Here is a 17,192-nt window from a genome sequence, read left to right on the forward strand (position 1 = left end):
AACTTTTTAATTACTTTCTTCCCTATTTGTCACTTCAAGAATATCTAAAATAAACACAAAGATTGGGATACCAATAATAAGTCCCCAAATGCCAATATAGTGTTCAGAGAAGATCAGCACAATAAACGTGAAGAAAATAGGGAGTTCTGTTTTAGCTGACATGAGCTTCGGATTCAAGAAGTATGCTTCAATGGCATGGATAATGACAATCACCAGCACTATATACAGGACATACATTCCGCCTCCGAGTGTATACGCAATGATGCTGAGTGGAATAAGAGAGATAACTACACCTGCTACTGGGATTAAGCCTAGTAAAAAGACCATGACCGCTAATCCAAATAACTGCGGGAAACCCATAATGCCTAGCGCAATTGTCGTTAGCACACAGTTAACGGTTGCAATAATAAACTGTGCTTCGAGTACTTTTCCAAACGTTCGGGAAAATTTACGTCCAAAGAAGGCAATTTCATGATAGAACACGGAGATTTTACTCGTTTTGAACTTGTTCATGAATTGAATGAGGCGTTCTTTTTCGAACAGGAAGAACATGCTTAAAATTAAGGACATAATGACCTGGATACTGAACGTGCTAAAATCGGTAATGTATGTATAGAGGAAATTAAACCCTTTCTCAAAGAAAGCTGATATTTTGAAATCTCCGAATACGTTCGTGATGACGTCAAAGAAGGGTAAATCTTGTGGGTGATCTGCAATTTTCTTTCCTAAATGAAATAGCTGCTCCACCTGTTTAGCGATGATTGGCACAAAAACGAATCCGCCAAATGTCAATCCACCAGCCAGGAGAATATACAAAATGGTAATGACCGATTTCTGTCCTATTTTCAGGAAGCGATTTAAAAAGCCTCTAATGACCTCTTCCAACCGATTCATCAAAAAGGTGAAAATGAAGGTCAAAAGAATTAAATTCATCATTCCTCTTAATAGATATAATGCTGTGGCTAATACTACAAATACTGAAAACCGCTTAACACCGGGTTTTTCGAACAATTTTAAAAATGCCGTCATTACGTTACACACCTGCCAGGACTAAAGTCTATTTTTCATCGTATCTGATATACATTATATCGGATCTTTCTGTAAATTATATAATAAAAGGTCAAAGAGGTCTTACGATTTGTATTAAATTTATTGGTTTTTCTTTTTTACACAAAAAAACCGAACCCATGTAGAACATAAGGTTTCGGTTTTTGGTTGTTTTTATACTAAACAGCCTGCTTCATATTCCGCATTTCCTGAAGTGCTGTTTTGCTCTTCGCTTCGTCAAATTCACCTTCACTCTTCGCGACAACAATTGTTGCGATTCCATTTCCAATGAGGTTTGTAATTGCTCTTCCTTCACTCATGAAGCGGTCAACCCCAAGCAGCAGTGCAAGACCCTCTAATGGAATGACCTGAAGTGCCGCAAGAGTAGATGCAAGCACGATAAATCCGCTTCCTGTCACCCCAGCTGCTCCCTTTGATGTAAGCATCAGAACAAGGATAATGGTGATCTGCTGACCGATCGACAGGTCTACACCAAACACTTGCGCCAAGAAGACGACGGCCATCGATAAATAGATTGAAGTTCCGTCTAAGTTAAAGGAATAACCTGTTGGAATGACAAGACCAACAACAGACTTAGAGCATCCGTAGCGTTCCATTTTATCCATCATTCTTGGCAGCACGGATTCTGAAGAGCTTGTGCCAAGAACAATCAAAATTTCATCCTTGATAAATCGCAGATAGCTGAACAAGCTGAAGCCATACATTTTACAAATAATGTTCAGTACAATGAAGATGAACAGGAACATCGTCATATAAACGGAGAGCATCAGACTTCCCAGCGGTCTAATCGATGCCAGCCCAAAATGTCCGATTGTATAAGCCATCGCCCCAAATGCACCAAGAGGCGCAGCACGCATGATATATCCAATGATTTTAAAGAAAACAAGTGACAGCTTATCGAGCCATTCGATGATGCCTTTCCCCTTCTCGCCAAGAGCAGCGAGCGCAACACCGAATAAAATAGAGAAGAATAAGACCTGTAAAATATCACCCTTTGCGAAAGCATCAACCATGTTAGATGGCACGATGTGCGTGACAAATTCCATCCAGTCGATACCCTGTCCGCCATTTTGGGTATATTGTGAGACATCCCCTTTTTCAAGCTTGCTATAGTCAAGACCTGCACCTGGCTTCATGATATTCACAACACAAAGACCGATGACCAGAGCAAGTGTCGTGACGACTTCAAAATAAATAAATGCTTTTCCCCCAACTTTTCCAACCTTTTTCATATCTCCCATCTTGGCAATACCAAGAACAATGGTTAAGAAAATAATTGGTGCAATGACCATTTTAACGGCATTGATAAAGGTATCACCAAGCGGCTTCATTTCTTTTCCGACGTTTGGCCAAACCATCCCGACAATGATCCCGATAATGACAGCTACAATCACCTGAAATGTTAGGTTCTTCAAAATCCTTTTCATAAAAAATCAACTCCCTCACCCTTTGATGTAAACGCTTAACTAGTATCTGTAGATAAATGATAGCGATTTCATCAAAGGCTGTGAAGCTTATGGACATATCGTACATTTTGGTCTTTTTGGTCTCTTAGTCAGAATGTACGATATATTTATTCACAGGCCGTCCTACCCCGCCATATTGCATATCTAATTTTAGCTCGCCTTCTTTTACGAGGAAGTCTAAATACCGGCGTGCCGTGACGCGGGCAATGCCAAGTGCATTGGCGACTTCTTCTGCAGACTGCGCGCCTTCCTGCAAGCCCATATACGCTTTAATTTCGTTCATCGTATGCACATTCAGCCCTTTAGGAAGCCAAGTATCTTCCTGCTTAACAGCAGGCTTTCGTATGATATCATCCAGCATCTCTTGAGAAAATTCTGCTGCTGTTCGAATTTTTGATTTAAACGCCTTATAGCTTTCAAGTGATTCTTTCATTCGTTCAAATTTGAATGGTTTAATAATATAATCCCGCGCGCCATTTTGAAGCATGACGCCGATGGTCTCTTTGTCCTTCGCTGCTGAAATGACAATCACATCCACTTGCATCTTTTGTTTTCTGATGTCTTGCAGCGTTTTGACGCCATCCTTTTTTGGCATATACACATCAAGTACCACGAGGTCTGGACGAATTTCTTTGACCAGCTGAATGCCCTGCTCCCCGTTCCCAGCGACAGCTGCAACTTGAAAGCCAGGAACACTCATAATGAACTCTTTATTCACTTCTTGCACCATCGGGTCATCTTCAATTAACAGCACCTTAATCTGAGTCATCTGTCTCTCTCCTCTATTGTCATTGGGAATTCGATTGAGAAGGTGGTACCAATGCCGATGCTTGATGTGACCTCTACATTTCCCATCCCTTTGTCGATAATCGTTTTTACAATATACAGGCCATAGCCTGTTCCGCCCTCTTTGCCGTGTGTGAAGCCTTTATCGAAAATATAAGGAATCAGTTCCTCTTCGATCCCGGAGCCATTGTCTTCAATTAAAATCGCAAGAACATCCTCCGTTTGATCGATACTAATGGAAATGACTTTTGTGTCTCTTTCTACAGTATCATACGAGGCAAAGGCATTCTCAATGAGATTTCCAAGCAGCTTCGTCATATCATGCTGATCAAGCCGTTCTGGGAAATCACGGAGACAGCTATGTTCATCTACTTCGACCTTGATGCCAAGCTCCTTGCCCCTTCTGATTTTGCTCATCAATAATCCTGCGACAGCATCATGCTGAATGACGCGATGAAGAAAGTCCGTCACATGTTCCTGCTCCTCTGTCGTTTGAAAGGCTAGATCGAGCGCCTGATCGGCTTTACCAAGCTGAATCAGCCCGGCGATCGTATGAAGCTTATTCATATGTTCATGGTTTTGCACCCGCAAACCGTCCACAAAGTTTTTAACCCCTGTTAGCTCCTCCGCCAATTTTGCCGCTTCCGTCCGGTCCTGGAAAATGGCGACTGCTCCGATGATCTTCTTTTTCATCACAATCGGGATCCGGCTGCTCATGATCCGCTTTCCGCTCATATGAATTTCTTCATTGTAGACGGGTTCTGCGCGATCAATGATTTCAGGAAGTCTTGTGTCAGGCAGCACATCCCAAATATTCAGGCCCACGACATCACCCGTCACGCCAAAAATCTGCTTCGCCTTCTCATTAAAAATGGTGATCATGTGCTGATTATCAATGGCGATGACCCCTTCATTAATAGAGTGAAAGGTTGCAGTGCGTTCCTCTAGCATTCTTACAATCTCATGCGGCTCAAGCTTAAACATTTGCTGTTTAATATGACGAGCAAGTAAAAATGAACCCACAAGCCCAAAGCTGAGCGTCAGCAGGAGAATCATGAGGATATCGCGCTTCATTTCTCCTAAAATATCTGCCATACTTGGCAGGGTTCTTCCTACAAGCACAACCCCTGTTTGATTAAATTGATCATCCTTCACTGGATAAAAAGCTCTGATGGCTGTTCCAAGCTCTCCCTCTGCTTCTGAGAAATAAATATGCTCTGCAAAAGCCGGCTCTTCATCTGTTCCTTCTGAGCGCTGGCCAATCCTCGTTTTCACTGGATGCGTTAATCTCACATGATCCATATCCATCACGACAATGTAGTCAGCGTCTTGAATAATCCGAATCTCTTCGATAGCATGCTGTAATCGATCACGTTCCTTTGTCTGATCAGCTAACGCCTGCTTCACCTCATTCATTTCAGCCACGGTTCTCGCCGTGTTCATGAGTCTTTTTCGAAGCTCCCGTTCCTCTGTTTGCTGAATTCCCCCAACAAGGACAATTCCTCCGATTAAAAGGGCGAAAATGACAACGAAATATGTGAGGATGGTAAGCTTCCATCTAATAGATAATTGTTGTAATTTCAATCGATTTCTCATCATTTTTTCACCTGTATCTTTACGAATTCTTCCTCTGTCAAGTATGCTTGACATAAGGGGGATCTGACGCATGAAGAATTTACTCGCTTATACACTTTTGCTCATGATCGGTTTTGTAACCGCTTTATACTTTGGTTTTTATCATATGATGCCAAAATCAGCGACAACCTTTGATGATGAACAGACTGGACTGAAGGACCAGCTTGTGTTCAAATTCAGCCATGTCGTGGCAGACAATACACCTAAAGGACTTGCCGCAAAGAAATTTGCTGAGCTCGTGCAAGAAAAATCCGATGGTAAAATCAGCATTCAAATTTTCTCCAACGGAAGCCTTTATTCTGATATTGAAGAGATTAATGCACTCAAAGAGAATCAAGTTCAATTTATCGCTCCGTCTACCTCGAAGCTCGGCATGCTGTCTCCTGAGTGGCTGGCACTTGACCTTCCCTTTGCTTTTTCAAATTACAACGCTGTTCAAGAAGGCCTGCACGGTGCAATTGGACAAAGGTTGTTTGGCACGCTGCAAAAAGATGGATTAAAGGGAATGGCTTATTGGACAAATGGCTTTAAACAAATTACCTCTAATAAAGGGCCAATCAAACAGCCGGCTGATTTAAAAAACCAGTCTCTCCGCATTATGCAAAGCGACATGATTGAAAAACAATTCAAACTTCTTGGCGCAAAGCCCTATCAGGAATCATTTAATTCAACGTTTCAGCTATTAGAATCAAAAAAAGTAGACGGTGAAGAAAATACCATTTCAAATATTTATTCAAAAAAATTCTATCATATACAAGACTATATGACGATCAGCAATCACGGGTATTTAGGCTATGTGGTCTTAACAGATCAATCCTTCTTTGACCGCCAGACACCCGAAACGAAACGGATTTTACTTGAGGCCATGGAAGAAACTACGGCTTGGAATGAAAAGCATGCAGAACAGATGAACAAAGATCAGCTGGAGGACATTAAACGTGAATCACCGATTTCCATTCATGAATTGACGCATGCTGAAAGACAAAAATGGATGAAAGCCCTTGACCCTTTGTATGATGAAGCCGAAAAAACGATTGGCTCCACCCTCATCAAACAGATCCGCGAACTGCGTGCACGTTATGAACACTCACCTATCCATGCTTTTCAGGAAGAGAATGAGAGCAAATAAAAAATCCCTTTGATGAGGGATTTTTTTATGCGCCGGACTCACTCTGTTCTTGCTGCGTGAGCTCTTCTAATCTTGTTAAAATTCTTCGCTTTCGGTATTGCATCATGCCTGTTTCGGCAATTCCTTTTAATTGGGAGCGGTTCGAAACTGCACCAAACAAAATCCCAGCGATGGGCACAAGCTGAAACAGTTTCTTCCAGCCAAACGAATCCCGGTAATTATAGACGACCTCACGCCACCCTTGGATTTGGGAAATCATGTTTTCATGCTTCCCTTCGGATGCATGATAGCTTTTCAGCTCTTTTAGAATCGATTTCTTTCCAACGACATCAGCAGAGTTCAGCTGCAAGCATTTAATGATGAAGACCCGCTCCTCTTTGTTTTTAGGGTCATAGCCATAGGTGACGGCAATATCCTGTAATGTTTTCAGGGAGAGGCCCAGTACCGCAGGAATATCAGCAGCTAGTGTAAACATTCCGCCGACACCAGTTGTCGCCCCTTGCACCGTCGCGAGATTCGTTCTGTTTTTCCCCATATGTTCACTAATGGCATCCATCATTTCGATTGGTGCCTTTCCAATATCCTCTATACGCTGAATGGATTCGCCCTCACACTTCTTTTGAAATTGATGAATGATGCCTTTTTCCGATGTCAAATAGGCACCGCCAGATTGAATGTAATGACCCATTTCATCAAGCAGCACACCGATTTTTTTCTGAATAAAAGCAGGCGTCAGCTTGTCCAGCATTTGAAATGGAAGGCGGCTGAGTTTCTCCCAGAACCATACCTTTTGCTGGTCTTTCTCCCACTTTTCGATCTCCTTTAATTGTGCTTTTAGCCACTCTCTTTCCTCCATGCCATATGCCTCCTTAGATGCCGCTGAAGTATTTGTCTGTTATTATACACAATCCTTGTCCATCATACGTATAGAACATTGAAGCGGTTCCGAAAGGTTTTAATCTTTTTCAAAACGGTTATTGCTTAATAAACAAACAAAAGAGGAGTGATCAACATGTTAGGATTTCTAATTTCATTAGTTGTGGCGATTGTCATTGGTCTCATTGGGAGTGCACTCGCTGGAGGCAGTGTACCAGGAGGATGGATCGGCTCAATGATTGCCGGGTTTGTAGGTGCTTGGATTGGTCATGGATTACTTGGAACGTGGGGTCCTAGTCTGGCAGGCTTTGCGATCATTCCAGCGATCTTAGGAGCAGCAATCTTTGTCATTATTTTAAGCCTGATCTTCCGCAGCGTGGGATCAAGGGTATCTTAAAAAAACAAATAACAGAGGAAGCAGTAGGGACACCGTCTAAGGGGCGGTGTTTTTTATGTTGCGCGTTGACAAGGTATCTATTTTTTTCACTTACATATGATAAACAAACCTATTAGTTCAGATAGTTGACTTTTCATGAAGATGGGCATATGATGATAAAAAATTGCATGAAGGAAACTTTTTGTGCCCAAGCAAAACTTTGTAGAATCTAGGTGATGACATATGACAAACAAATACATCGAGGCACAAGCACACATGTCAGCGGCAGCTGAGCGTGCACTTGAAGGAAAGGTCAAAGGATTTAGAAGGCTTCTTCCTTTTCTAGGCCCTGCTTTTATCGCTGCCATTGCATATATTGATCCAGGAAATTTTGCCACCAACATTGCGGCTGGCTCCAAATATGGATATCTCCTCTTATGGGTCATTCTCATATCAAATCTCATGGCTTTGCTCATCCAATCCTTGTCCGCAAAGCTTGGAATAGCGACAGGTAAAAACTTACCTGAAATCGCACGTGAAGAGTTTCCAAAACCCGTCTCCATCGGTTTATGGATTCAGGGCGAACTCGTCATTATTGCCACAGATTTAGCCGAGTTTATCGGGGCAGCACTTGGTTTATACTTGCTCTTTCGGATCCCGCTGCTTGAAGCATCCATTATTGCAGCTATCGGATCATTTGCGATTTTAGAATTGCAAAGACGGGGATATCGCGCATTAGAAGCCGGCATCACCGGCATGCTGTTCGTTGTCGTGATTGCTTTCGCTGTGCAAACCTTTGTCGCCAAGCCTGATATGGCAAGTGTCGCAGGCGGGCTTTTCATTCCAAAATTTGATGGCGCAGATAGTGTGCTGCTTGCAGCTGGAATTTTAGGTGCCACTGTGATGCCGCACGCGATCTATTTACATTCAGCTTTAACCCAAAGGAGAGTCGTCGGCAGAACGGAAAAGGAGAAAAAACAGATTTTCCGCTTTGAGTTTTTAGATATCCTCATTGCGATGCTAGTCGCTGGAGCCATCAATGCCAGTATGTTGATTGTAGCAGCCGCTTTATTTTATAAAAATGGTCTCTTTGTTGAAGATCTGGATGTTGCGTTCCAGCATTTTAGCACACTAGCAGGCCCTGTATCAGCTATCTTATTTGGTGTAGGCCTGCTTGTAGCCGGACTATCAAGCTCTTCTGTCGGTACATTGTCAGGCGATATCATTATGCAGGGTTTTATTCAATACCGGATTCCGCTGTATGTCCGCCGGCTGATTACTATTATTCCCCCTATTGTGATCATTGCATCTGGGGTGAATCCGACATCCGCACTTGTGATGAGTCAGGTGGTCTTATCCTTTGGTATTGCCTTTGCTTTAATTCCGCTCATTTTATTTACAAGTAAAAAACGAATTATGGGCGAATTGACGAATGCCCGCTGGGTAACAGGAATATCTTGGGTGATAGCAGCTCTTGTTGTCGCACTCAATCTCTTTTTAATTGTGGATACGTTTATGTAAAAGACAGTCGTGATGCTGTCTTTTTCTTTTCATATGGTTATGGTAAAATTCCCCTGAGAGGATGTGGGCACATGTTTTTTTATCAGGATCAAGAGATAGCCATGCGGCTGCTTGAGCCAAGAGACGCAAGAAGTCTATATTTGCTCATCCAGCGGTCAAGAAAGCATTTACGTGAATGGATGCTTTGGGTGGATTCAACGAAAACAGAAGAAGACAGCATGGCGTTCATTCAAGGCGCAATGCAGCAAGCCATGCAGAACAACGGTTTTCAAGCGGGCATCTGGTCACATGGAGAGCTTGTCGGGATCATCGGCACCCACCAAATTCATTGGATCGACAGGACTGTTTCAATTGGCTATTGGCTCGGAGAAGGCTATCAAGGAAAAGGCATCATGACAAAAGCGTGCAAAGCAGTCATTCGTTATTTATTTGAAGAATGTGGACTGCACCGCATTGAAATCAGAGCTGCTGTCGATAACCAGAAGAGCAGACGCATCGCAGAGCGATTATCCTTTTCGCTTGAAGGCATTTTGAGACAATGTGAATGGCTGGGAGACCGCTTTACGGATCATTGTGTATACGCCCTTTTACAGCCTGAATATATGGAAGAAAAAACGCATTCTATGAATCAGCCCACTTAATTGTGTCGATTGCATGAATTATTTTACAAAGTGAAGCTTTGTAGTATCCGTTGCGATCAGCATCTGATAAAATAGAAGGAAAAATCGAGGTATGAAGTATGTCTCTTATTATTTTATTTTACTTATGGATTGTCCCTTTATTATTTGGCATTTTCTTCTCATTCTTAACAAAGAAAGCCACATACAAACGCCGCTTTGTCCCATCATATAGCATGGCAGGACTCAGCATCGTTTTTCTCATTCTGGCACTTGTCTTTTCAGCCAGCCATTTTCTATTCATTTGCGGTATGTTCCTATTTGCCACAACCCTTGTCGGCACAGGCATCCCTTTATTTTTAGCCTTTACAAAAACACCGTCATAAACAAAAACCACCTTTTCTCAATGGAAAGGTGGTTTCTTTTTTATTGATTTGGCATTCTGTAAGTCACGGTGGCATCTTGATTGGCTTCAATTGTTTTCACAATGTCTTCAAGGATCTCTGATGCTCGATCATTTGAATCATACTTGCCGAGCGTCTTCACCCAAGTATCGCTTCCTGCGATCATCCCTTCAATCTTTTTGCCGGCTACAGTGACTTCATGAACATGAACGAAACTTTGCTGGTTTTGTGTGAAAATCCATAGCATGGTTTTATCTCCTTTTATTGTTTGATTGGATGTCGTTAGCCCTTTTCAATACAGCTAAAAAATGTGCTATGTTACACTTCCCCTATTCTTTTGTTAATAACTCTTTTCGAATAGCATGTGTCTCAATATCTGCAAACCTTACGGGTATTGGTAATCTACTGTTTTTATCAATAAGTTTCATAATAATTTTTGTAGTTGTATCTAAATCAATCCAATTCCCACATGAAATGAAAATAGGCTTAACATTCACTCTGGTTCTGAGGGCTCTTCCATATATTTCGTTATTTATAATAATATCTGTGTATGCATTTGTTTTATTTTGGGGCATGGTAAAATCTATACCATTAATTTTCAAATAACTTTTTGCGACTCCAATGGTAGGTTTATTTAAGAAGAAAGACGCCTGTGTAGCAATGCCCATGTGTCTATAATGTAAATAACCATTTCCATCAAACATATAGACGTCTACTTGTCTCGTCAGTTTTTTTACTGCATCTTTAATTAATGGCATTTCACGAAAAGCAAGAAAACCTGCTATATAAGGAATCCTTATTTCTCCATGGCTATGCACTTTTTCTATGATTTTTTTTTCTATCAAATCATAGACGACGATACAACAAACACCGCTCGTTTTTCCATGCATATCAAAATAAGCTACATCTACACCTGCAATAAACCTTATGTTCTCAAGTTGAAAATTATTTTTCAATTGCACTTTAGGCAAGAGCGCTTTTTGTTCACTTTTAAATTTTTCTAATAAATCATTTATTTCATCATTATTCATAAGATCCACACGATTAGCTGTTGAATTTTTCGGCATATTTCAAATCGGATTCATTAGGTTCTGCCTTTTTCTCTACAATATTTCCACTTTCATCATACTTTATATAAGTCATCTCTCGACCAGCAACACATTCAGATTCATACTTTTTATTTCCATTTTCAAAAAACTCAACTTGATAGCCATCGGCTGCATTTTTACTCATATGACCTATTTTCTTAATATTTCCATTTGAATAGAATTCAACATACTTACCTTGTTTAACCCCTTGTTCAACATAGAAATAACTCTCAATATTCCCATTTTCATATATATCATATGCTAATCCCGTAAACAGCTCTTCTTTACCATCCTCGGTAATTTCCACTATTGCTAGTTCGTAAGGGCCTCCATATTCTAAACATTCTTCAAACTCAGTGCCATTCTCTAAAATAAAATCTTTTTGCAATATATCATTTAACATTTTTAGGAACCTCCGTGATAATTTTAGATCCATCTGTAAGATAAGCACAATGAGGACACCTTGGAAACATCATTCCAGCCGGTTTCACTCTACTCTGACCTGTCCTAACAACATTCAAAATAAAATTATCCAAACTAGCACCTGGATTAGCCTTTAAGGCCTTATTCAAGGCGATCACTTCTGCATGTGACCCCGCACCTTTTGTAAATGTATATGAATCTATAACCTCTTTTGGCATTCTATCATATTTGGCATTTATTAAGGGATGGAAATCTGGTAACTTCCCATCATAATCATTTATTGCATACGAATATTTTCCAGTCTGCTTATCATAAACTCCAGCAAAGGCAGGACCCATTTTCTTCTTGCTAATGCCAGTTTCTTTTAATTTATTTAGTTCTTTCACCGTTTCTCCGCGTAAATTAATTCTTTCATTTAATTCTTTTGAATCGATCTTTCCATATTTATTTCTCAAATAATCAATTCGACTTTTCGTGTTCTCTTTAACCCCCATCTTCCCATGAAACCCTTTCACCCCAAACGGCAAAAGCATCCCCAGAGCCGCATTCATACTCGATTCTTGCTGTTCTTTCGAGATCTTATTTCCAAACATGTCTCGGCCTGTGATCGCTTCGCTGAAACCGTTGGTGGCGGTGAGGCCATATAAGCCTTTTTGAGATGTTTTCAGGGCGTCAAAAGATTTTTGCGATGTCTTGTAGATATCGACCGCCCTTACTGCGGCTGATGTGGCTTGGGTGGTTTTATAGACAGCTTTTCCGCCTTTGAAAATGCGGCCTGCCCAGCCGACGATTGGAATGTAGCCTGCTGCTGCCATGCCTCCTGCGGCGACTCTCTGTCCTGCCGTGAGCTCTTCCCCTGTGATTGGATCAACGCCTGTTGCGGCACGTTTTGCATCGTTCACACCAGTCAGTTCATTCACGATGTTTCCACCATAATCGAGCGCTTTTTCATACCAAGGGCGGTTGGCGAGGGCTTCTTGTTCCTTTGCGATCTCGCGGGCTTCTTCTTGTTCTTTTTTGATTTTCAGATATTCAGAAGTTTGCTTCTCAATATCGCTTTTTGCCTTGTAGATTTCGCTATTTTGATACGCTTTCTTGTCAAAATTCATAGGCGAAATCGCTTTTCCGTCATTTGTCGCATTCATCATTTCAGCGTACAATGCCATTGTAGCTTGCTGTTCCGTCTCTGACAAAGCATATTCATCTTTTAAATTTTGATCAAGCTCTCTTAGATCTTTGACCGTCTTTTTTCGTTCATCTTCCGCATCTTCTATTTTTTCATCAAAGGTTTGACTATCAAATACCTCTAGAGAAATGAGGTCATCAATGTCTTGAAAAATGGTTTTGAGTGCCTTTTTTTGATCCTTTACAATGCTTTTGGCGTTTTTGATGCCCATATGTACTGCGTTGTCTAAAAAGTGTTCCTCTATAAAGGTATCGCCGCCAAAGCTCGTATCATCCAGTGTCCCAGAAACACCTTCATGAAAGGCTTTTTGCTTATCAATGAAGCTAATAAACATGTCTACATTTCCAGCAAGCTCTTTATAAAAGCTTTTAATGTTATCGGCACCTTTCCCAGTGAAATCATCACCAAGATTGGCAACACCTTGTAATGCCTTTTTTAAATCTACCATTTGTTCGCGGAGTTCCTGATAGTGTTTTGCCCTTGTATCCATGGCACTGGTTAGTGCTTTTGCATCAAGTATCTTACCCAGAAGAAGTCACTCCCTCCATTATTGATCATAAAGTCTATTTTACCTTTCTCAGCGAATTGGAAAAATAGGCTTTAAGTTACAAAAATGATTTCCAAATATTTTTAGAGGGAATAAAACAAGTGATAATTGAAATATTTTTTCCTTTCAGCAAAAAAAGTCAGTCCTCTTTTGAGAGGACCGACTACATTTTGCTTAGAAAAAGCGTTTTAAACTTTTCTTGAGTGGAGGGATATCCAACTCGCCTTTTTCAAAGAATTTTTTCAGTAAGTACTTACTAAAACCAGCTGCTTGTGTGTACGTAATTTTCCCGGGTAACGGCGGTTCATTGGTGACAGCAACATCAATAATGACGGGTTTATCAGATTGAAGGGCTGTATCAAAAGCCGGAGCTAGTTCTTCATGCGATGACACGGAGATTCCTTTGCCGCCACATGCTTCTGCAAACTTAGCAAAATCAATATCTTCAAGCTCTATGCCATAATTGATGTTTCCTTTTACTTGTTGTTCATATTCAATCATTCCAAGGTTGCTGTTGTTTAAGATCACAACAACGATCGGAAGCTTATATTTTACCGCTGTCACAAAGTCTTGCATGACCATTGTGAAGCCACCATCACCACAGACAGCAATTGCTTGACGATTCGGTTCATTTAACTTAGCAGAGATCGCTCCAGGTAATCCACAGCCCATTGTGGCAAGCCAGCTGGAAATGATGAAATCCTGCTGTTTCATTTCGAAATGTCGCGCCATCCATACGGTCACATTCCCTACATCAACAGAAAGAATGGCATCGTCTTCGACTGCTTCTTCTAATCTAGCAATGACTTGCTGAGGTTTAAGCGGTGATGTGGCAACGGATTTTTCCTTATCCATTTCTTCTCGCCATTTCATCATATGCTCTGTACATGCTTCAAGGAAACCACGCTGCTCTTTATATTCAATGTAGGAGGTCAGTTCATGCAAACCACTCTTGCTGTCACTCACGATTCCTACGTCTACTGGATATCTTTTGCCGATTTGATCTGGTTTAATATCCAGTTGAATGGCAGGTGTGTCCTCAGGTAAGTAGTCTCTATATGGGAAGGAAGTGCCAAGCATAATTAAGAGATCACACTCTTCCATCGCTTCATATGCTGGCTTCGTTCCAATTTGACCTAGGTTCCCTAAAAAGTATGGATGCCTGTCTGGCACAACCCCTTTTGCAGGAAGTGTAATAACAATAGGTGCAGCAGCCTTTTCTGCAAACGACAGAAGCTCTTCTTTTGCATTTCTTAATCCTTTACCTGCTAAGATGACTGGCTTCTTCGCATTGTTAATCAGCTGTGCCGCTTTTAACAGTTGATCTTTCTTTGGCCGTACTTCTCCCTCAACATAAAGAGGAGATGTATAAACTGGCTTACGCTTAATTTTTTGAGAAAATAAGTCATCCGATACGGTGAGAACTGCCACACCTTTGTGGGTATAAGCTGCTTTAATGGCTTGATTCAATAAATCAGGCAGAGCTTCTGCTGTTTGTACCTGCTGATTAAAGACAGCGACGTCGTCAAACATGCGCTCTAATTTGATTTCTTGAAAGGCGTCTCTCCCTACTTCAGTCGACGCAACCTGCCCTGCAATTGCTAATACGGGTGCCCCATCTGCTTTTGCATCGTATAGTCCATTTAATAAGTGGACAGCACCTGGTCCAGCGATGGATAAGCAGACACCGAGCTTACCTGTTAGTTTGGCATCAGCCGCCGCTGAAAGTGCCGCCACTTCTTCATGTCTCGTTTGTATAAATTGTATTTGGCTTGATTCATGCCTAAGCTCTTCAATCAATTCGTTTATACTATCGCCGGGCATTCCATAAATATGTTTTACGCCCCACTCTTCCAGTAGCGCTGTTACTTCTTTTCCTGCGGTTCTTTGCGGCATGTGAGAAAACTCCTTTTTTCTTACTCCATACCACCGCATCCTTTTGATCAAACGTTTCAACTTGCTGCTACTTTTTAAAATGATATGGAAGGGTGGCGACCACTATATCCCGCTTCCATAATAGACGGAATCTTAATAAAAAGGCAGATTGGTTATGCAAGATCGTGTGCCATCTTTTTTTAGGGATAAATTGAGGCACGAGCACCATCACTTTATATTGATGTGCATTTGCTTTTGCCTCAACCGTTTCAAGAAATTTATCAAGCGGATGAATAAGGCTTCGATAAGACGAATGCAGCATCACAAGCCGCACACCGCTATTCAATTTTTCCCAATCCGCTTCAATTTTCTTATCTTTTTCTTTATCAAAGGATACATGAACTGCTATGACTTGCTCTGATAAGGATTTTGCATATTGAACAGATTGTTCAACGACACGTGTTACACCAGCAATTGGCACAATGACCACATTTCCTTTAATCTCAACAGGCTCTGTTTCATTCATTAAACGCAGTTGTTCTCCAACAGACAGATAATGCTTTTTAATGGAATGAAAAATCAATAGCACAATTGGCATGAAAACAAATAATGGCCATACAAGATGAAACTTGGTCAAAATGAGAATCATGAGAACCGTGAAAGAAATCAGTGCTCCAACTATATTGATAGGCATTTTCGTTTTCCAGCCCTGCGGTTTTTCACGAATCCATTTCACACACATGCCGGTCTGTGACAAGGTAAATGGAATAAATACACCGACAGCATATAGCGGGATGAGGTGTTCCGTTTTCCCATCAAACAACCAAATGAGCAGCATGGAAGCTACACCTAAAAAGATAATGCCATTAGAATAACCGAGTCGATCCCCTCTTACTGTAAACATGCGCGGCATATATTTATCCTTTGCTAAGTTGACCGCCAATAAAGGAAAGGCGGAAAAGCCGGTGTTTGCCGCTAATATCAAGATTAAAGCTGTGACAGCCTGAATGACATAATAGAAAAATGAACGTCCAAATGTATCTGATGCAATTTGTGATACTACCGTTTCTTCTGGCTTTGGTGAGATGCCAAAACCAAACGCAAGCAATGTCACGCCAACAAATAATACGGCTAGTAATCCACCCATCATCAATAATGTTCTCGCTGCATTTTGTGCAGCTGGTTTTTTAAAGGATGGAATGGTATTAGAAATGGCTTCTACCCCAGTTAGTGCAGAACAGCCAGACGAAAATGCTTTTAATAAAAGAAATAATGTAATGCCAGGTACATGTGTGCCTATCGCTGTATGCTCAGGTGCTGGAGGCACGCCTCCTGTTAATAATTTAAAGCCGCCGACTCCAATTAAAATAAGGAGTGATATGACAAACAAGTATACGGGATAAGCCAAAATAGATGCCGATTCTGTCAATCCACGAAGGTTAAGCACCATGATTAAAATGACCAATACAATTGAAATCAGCACATGATATGGGTATAGTGCCGGAAAAGCCGATGTGATGGCATCGGTACCCGCTGATATACTCACTGCTACAGTCAAAATATAATCTACAAGCAATGATCCGCCTGCGATCAGTCCTGGTTTTTCACCTAAGTTTCTGCTAGAGACGACATAGGCCCCGCCGCCTTCTGGATAAGCATAAATAATCTGGCGGTAAGATAGAATTAACGCCATTAAAAGAATTAATACACAACCTGCAATCGGGAGTGAGTACCAAAATGCTGCTGCACTAACGACTGAAAGAACAATCAAGATTTGTTCCGTACCGTATGCAACGGATGACAATGCGTCTGATGACAATAATGCCAACGCTTTGATTTTTGATAGTTTTTGTTCTCCTGCTGCCTGTGATTTTAATGGTTTCCCAATTAAAATACGCTTCATCAAACTGTACATGTGATGCCCGCTCCTTTAGTGTCAAACGATTTAAGTTACAAAAGATGGATCGCCAAAAAGACACAGAGGCAATAGAATGCCCCTGCGTCTATTGTTTAGATCACAGGTTGGTCTTTGCTCTCTTTAACGCTTACGAGGTTAGCTGACGGATTCGGGCGCATGAGATTTTGCCCTACCTAAAAAGGATTCACCCCATGTAGTGCTTTACACTACTAATGGTTCCCCCGCTCATCGAAATGATTCAGCGATTGGTCTTTTATAAAAGAGATCATACTCCCGT

The 17,192-nt window shown here is 41.2% G+C and carries 16 protein-coding genes and 1 riboswitch; of the genes, 5 read left to right on the top strand and 11 right to left on the bottom strand.

Annotation, left to right across the window (positions count from 1 at the left end; all coding sequences use genetic code 11):
* Window positions 1-6: 6 nt before the first annotated feature.
* From JVX94_RS12130 to JVX94_RS12145, 4 genes are all read right to left on the bottom strand, one after another.
* Window positions 7-1,029: an AI-2E family transporter gene (locus JVX94_RS12130; protein WP_024425375.1), complete on the bottom strand. Its 1,023-nt coding sequence runs from the start codon at window positions 1,027-1,029 to the stop codon at window positions 7-9.
* A gap of 197 nt (window positions 1,030-1,226) precedes the next feature.
* The gene (dctP, locus tag JVX94_RS12135; protein ID WP_095407792.1) at window positions 1,227-2,495 is read right to left on the bottom strand and encodes a C4-dicarboxylate transporter DctP; all 1,269 of its coding nucleotides are present in this window, start codon (window positions 2,493-2,495) and stop codon (window positions 1,227-1,229) included.
* A gap of 124 nt (window positions 2,496-2,619) precedes the next feature.
* Window positions 2,620-3,303 (bottom strand): response regulator, encoded by a 684-nt coding sequence (locus JVX94_RS12140; protein ID WP_197197466.1) that lies wholly within the window; start codon window positions 3,301-3,303, stop codon window positions 2,620-2,622.
* Window positions 3,300-4,919 carry an ATP-binding protein gene (locus JVX94_RS12145; RefSeq protein WP_404841150.1) on the bottom strand — a complete coding sequence of 540 codons (1,620 nt, stop codon included), beginning with the start codon at window positions 4,917-4,919 and terminating at the stop codon, window positions 3,300-3,302. Before JVX94_RS12145 ends, JVX94_RS12140 begins: the two co-directional genes overlap by 4 nt.
* A 67-nt stretch (window positions 4,920-4,986) precedes the next feature.
* On the opposite strand from JVX94_RS12145, the gene JVX94_RS12150 reads away from it, so the two are divergent.
* Window positions 4,987-6,084 (top strand): DctP family TRAP transporter solute-binding subunit, encoded by a 1,098-nt coding sequence (locus JVX94_RS12150; protein WP_144472968.1) that lies wholly within the window; start codon window positions 4,987-4,989, stop codon window positions 6,082-6,084.
* A gap of 25 nt (window positions 6,085-6,109) precedes the next feature.
* On the opposite strand, the gene JVX94_RS12155 is transcribed toward JVX94_RS12150, so the two are convergent.
* Entirely contained in the window at window positions 6,110-6,940 is an 831-nt protein-coding gene (locus JVX94_RS12155) for an EcsC family protein (RefSeq protein ID WP_073203922.1), read from the bottom strand.
* A gap of 156 nt (window positions 6,941-7,096) precedes the next feature.
* Here JVX94_RS12155 and JVX94_RS12160 point away from each other — a divergent pair, with 156 nt between their 5' ends.
* The 4 genes from JVX94_RS12160 to JVX94_RS12175 all read left to right on the top strand — a co-directional run bounded on the left by JVX94_RS12160 (window position 7,097) and on the right by JVX94_RS12175 (window position 9,860).
* Complete coding sequence (locus tag JVX94_RS12160; RefSeq protein ID WP_024427360.1) at window positions 7,097-7,357, top strand: GlsB/YeaQ/YmgE family stress response membrane protein; 261 nt, start codon at window positions 7,097-7,099, stop codon at window positions 7,355-7,357.
* Between the two features lie 222 nt (window positions 7,358-7,579).
* Window positions 7,580-8,857 carry an Nramp family divalent metal transporter gene (locus JVX94_RS12165; protein ID WP_111927709.1) on the top strand — a complete coding sequence of 426 codons (1,278 nt, stop codon included), beginning with the start codon at window positions 7,580-7,582 and terminating at the stop codon, window positions 8,855-8,857.
* Between the two features lie 71 nt (window positions 8,858-8,928).
* On the top strand, window positions 8,929-9,498 hold the full coding sequence (locus JVX94_RS12170) for a GNAT family N-acetyltransferase (protein WP_048240316.1): 570 nt from the start codon (window positions 8,929-8,931) through the stop codon (window positions 9,496-9,498).
* 98 nt (window positions 9,499-9,596) lie between these two features.
* A complete protein-coding gene (locus JVX94_RS12175; RefSeq protein ID WP_008346966.1) occupies window positions 9,597-9,860 on the top strand; it encodes a hypothetical protein in 264 nt (87 codons plus the stop codon).
* A gap of 40 nt (window positions 9,861-9,900) precedes the next feature.
* Here JVX94_RS12175 and JVX94_RS12180 read toward each other — a convergent pair whose 3' ends face one another.
* The 6 genes from JVX94_RS12180 to JVX94_RS12210 all read right to left on the bottom strand — a co-directional run bounded on the left by JVX94_RS12180 (window position 9,901) and on the right by JVX94_RS12210 (window position 16,912).
* Window positions 9,901-10,125 (bottom strand): hypothetical protein, encoded by a 225-nt coding sequence (locus JVX94_RS12180; RefSeq protein WP_144472972.1) that lies wholly within the window; start codon window positions 10,123-10,125, stop codon window positions 9,901-9,903.
* A gap of 82 nt (window positions 10,126-10,207) precedes the next feature.
* On the bottom strand, window positions 10,208-10,909 hold the full coding sequence (locus JVX94_RS12185) for an endonuclease V (RefSeq protein ID WP_095407851.1): 702 nt from the start codon (window positions 10,907-10,909) through the stop codon (window positions 10,208-10,210).
* A 13-nt stretch (window positions 10,910-10,922) separates the two neighbouring features.
* The gene (locus JVX94_RS12190; protein WP_197197467.1) at window positions 10,923-11,369 is read right to left on the bottom strand and encodes a toxin-antitoxin system YwqK family antitoxin; all 447 of its coding nucleotides are present in this window, start codon (window positions 11,367-11,369) and stop codon (window positions 10,923-10,925) included.
* Entirely contained in the window at window positions 11,359-13,065 is a 1,707-nt protein-coding gene (locus JVX94_RS12200; RefSeq protein WP_240193758.1) for a T7SS effector LXG polymorphic toxin, read from the bottom strand. Before JVX94_RS12200 ends, JVX94_RS12190 begins: the two co-directional genes overlap by 11 nt.
* Before the next feature lie 231 nt (window positions 13,066-13,296).
* Window positions 13,297-15,018, bottom strand: a complete 1,722-nt coding sequence (locus tag JVX94_RS12205) for a pyruvate oxidase (protein ID WP_203129303.1) — start codon at window positions 15,016-15,018, stop codon at window positions 13,297-13,299.
* 67 nt (window positions 15,019-15,085) lie between these two features.
* On the bottom strand, window positions 15,086-16,912 hold the full coding sequence (locus JVX94_RS12210; RefSeq protein ID WP_203129302.1) for an APC family permease: 1,827 nt from the start codon (window positions 16,910-16,912) through the stop codon (window positions 15,086-15,088).
* A gap of 112 nt (window positions 16,913-17,024) precedes the next feature.
* Window positions 17,025-17,169: riboswitch (cyclic di-AMP (ydaO/yuaA leader) on the bottom strand.
* Window positions 17,170-17,192: the final 23 nt, after the last annotated feature.

This window comes from Bacillus sp. PDNC022 (assembly GCF_016919285.1).
Taxonomy (GTDB): domain Bacteria; phylum Bacillota; class Bacilli; order Bacillales; family Bacillaceae; genus Bacillus; species Bacillus safensis.

What these genes read in the sequence shown, in the direction of transcription:
- JVX94_RS12130 (WP_024425375.1), bottom strand. Translation starts at nt 1,029, where the DNA reads ATGACGGCATTTTTAAAATTGTTCGAAAAACCCGGTGTTAAGCGGTTT.
- dctP (WP_095407792.1), bottom strand. Translation starts at nt 2,495, where the DNA reads ATGAAAAGGATTTTGAAGAACCTAACATTTCAGGTGATTGTAGCTGTC.
- JVX94_RS12140 (WP_197197466.1), bottom strand. Translation starts at nt 3,303, where the DNA reads ATGACTCAGATTAAGGTGCTGTTAATTGAAGATGACCCGATGGTGCAA.
- JVX94_RS12145 (WP_404841150.1), bottom strand. Translation starts at nt 4,919, where the DNA reads ATGATGAGAAATCGATTGAAATTACAACAATTATCTATTAGATGGAAG.
- JVX94_RS12150 (WP_144472968.1), top strand. Translation starts at nt 4,987, where the DNA reads ATGAAGAATTTACTCGCTTATACACTTTTGCTCATGATCGGTTTTGTA.
- JVX94_RS12155 (WP_073203922.1), bottom strand. Translation starts at nt 6,940, where the DNA reads ATGGAGGAAAGAGAGTGGCTAAAAGCACAATTAAAGGAGATCGAAAAG.
- JVX94_RS12160 (WP_024427360.1), top strand. Translation starts at nt 7,097, where the DNA reads ATGTTAGGATTTCTAATTTCATTAGTTGTGGCGATTGTCATTGGTCTC.
- JVX94_RS12165 (WP_111927709.1), top strand. Translation starts at nt 7,580, where the DNA reads ATGACAAACAAATACATCGAGGCACAAGCACACATGTCAGCGGCAGCT.
- JVX94_RS12170 (WP_048240316.1), top strand. Translation starts at nt 8,929, where the DNA reads ATGTTTTTTTATCAGGATCAAGAGATAGCCATGCGGCTGCTTGAGCCA.
- JVX94_RS12175 (WP_008346966.1), top strand. Translation starts at nt 9,597, where the DNA reads ATGTCTCTTATTATTTTATTTTACTTATGGATTGTCCCTTTATTATTT.
- JVX94_RS12180 (WP_144472972.1), bottom strand. Translation starts at nt 10,125, where the DNA reads ATGCTATGGATTTTCACACAAAACCAGCAAAGTTTCGTTCATGTTCAT.
- JVX94_RS12185 (WP_095407851.1), bottom strand. Translation starts at nt 10,909, where the DNA reads ATGAATAATGATGAAATAAATGATTTATTAGAAAAATTTAAAAGTGAA.
- JVX94_RS12190 (WP_197197467.1), bottom strand. Translation starts at nt 11,369, where the DNA reads ATGTTAAATGATATATTGCAAAAAGATTTTATTTTAGAGAATGGCACT.
- JVX94_RS12200 (WP_240193758.1), bottom strand. Translation starts at nt 13,065, where the DNA reads ATGGATACAAGGGCAAAACACTATCAGGAACTCCGCGAACAAATGGTA.
- JVX94_RS12205 (WP_203129303.1), bottom strand. Translation starts at nt 15,018, where the DNA reads ATGCCGCAAAGAACCGCAGGAAAAGAAGTAACAGCGCTACTGGAAGAG.
- JVX94_RS12210 (WP_203129302.1), bottom strand. Translation starts at nt 16,912, where the DNA reads ATGTACAGTTTGATGAAGCGTATTTTAATTGGGAAACCATTAAAATCA.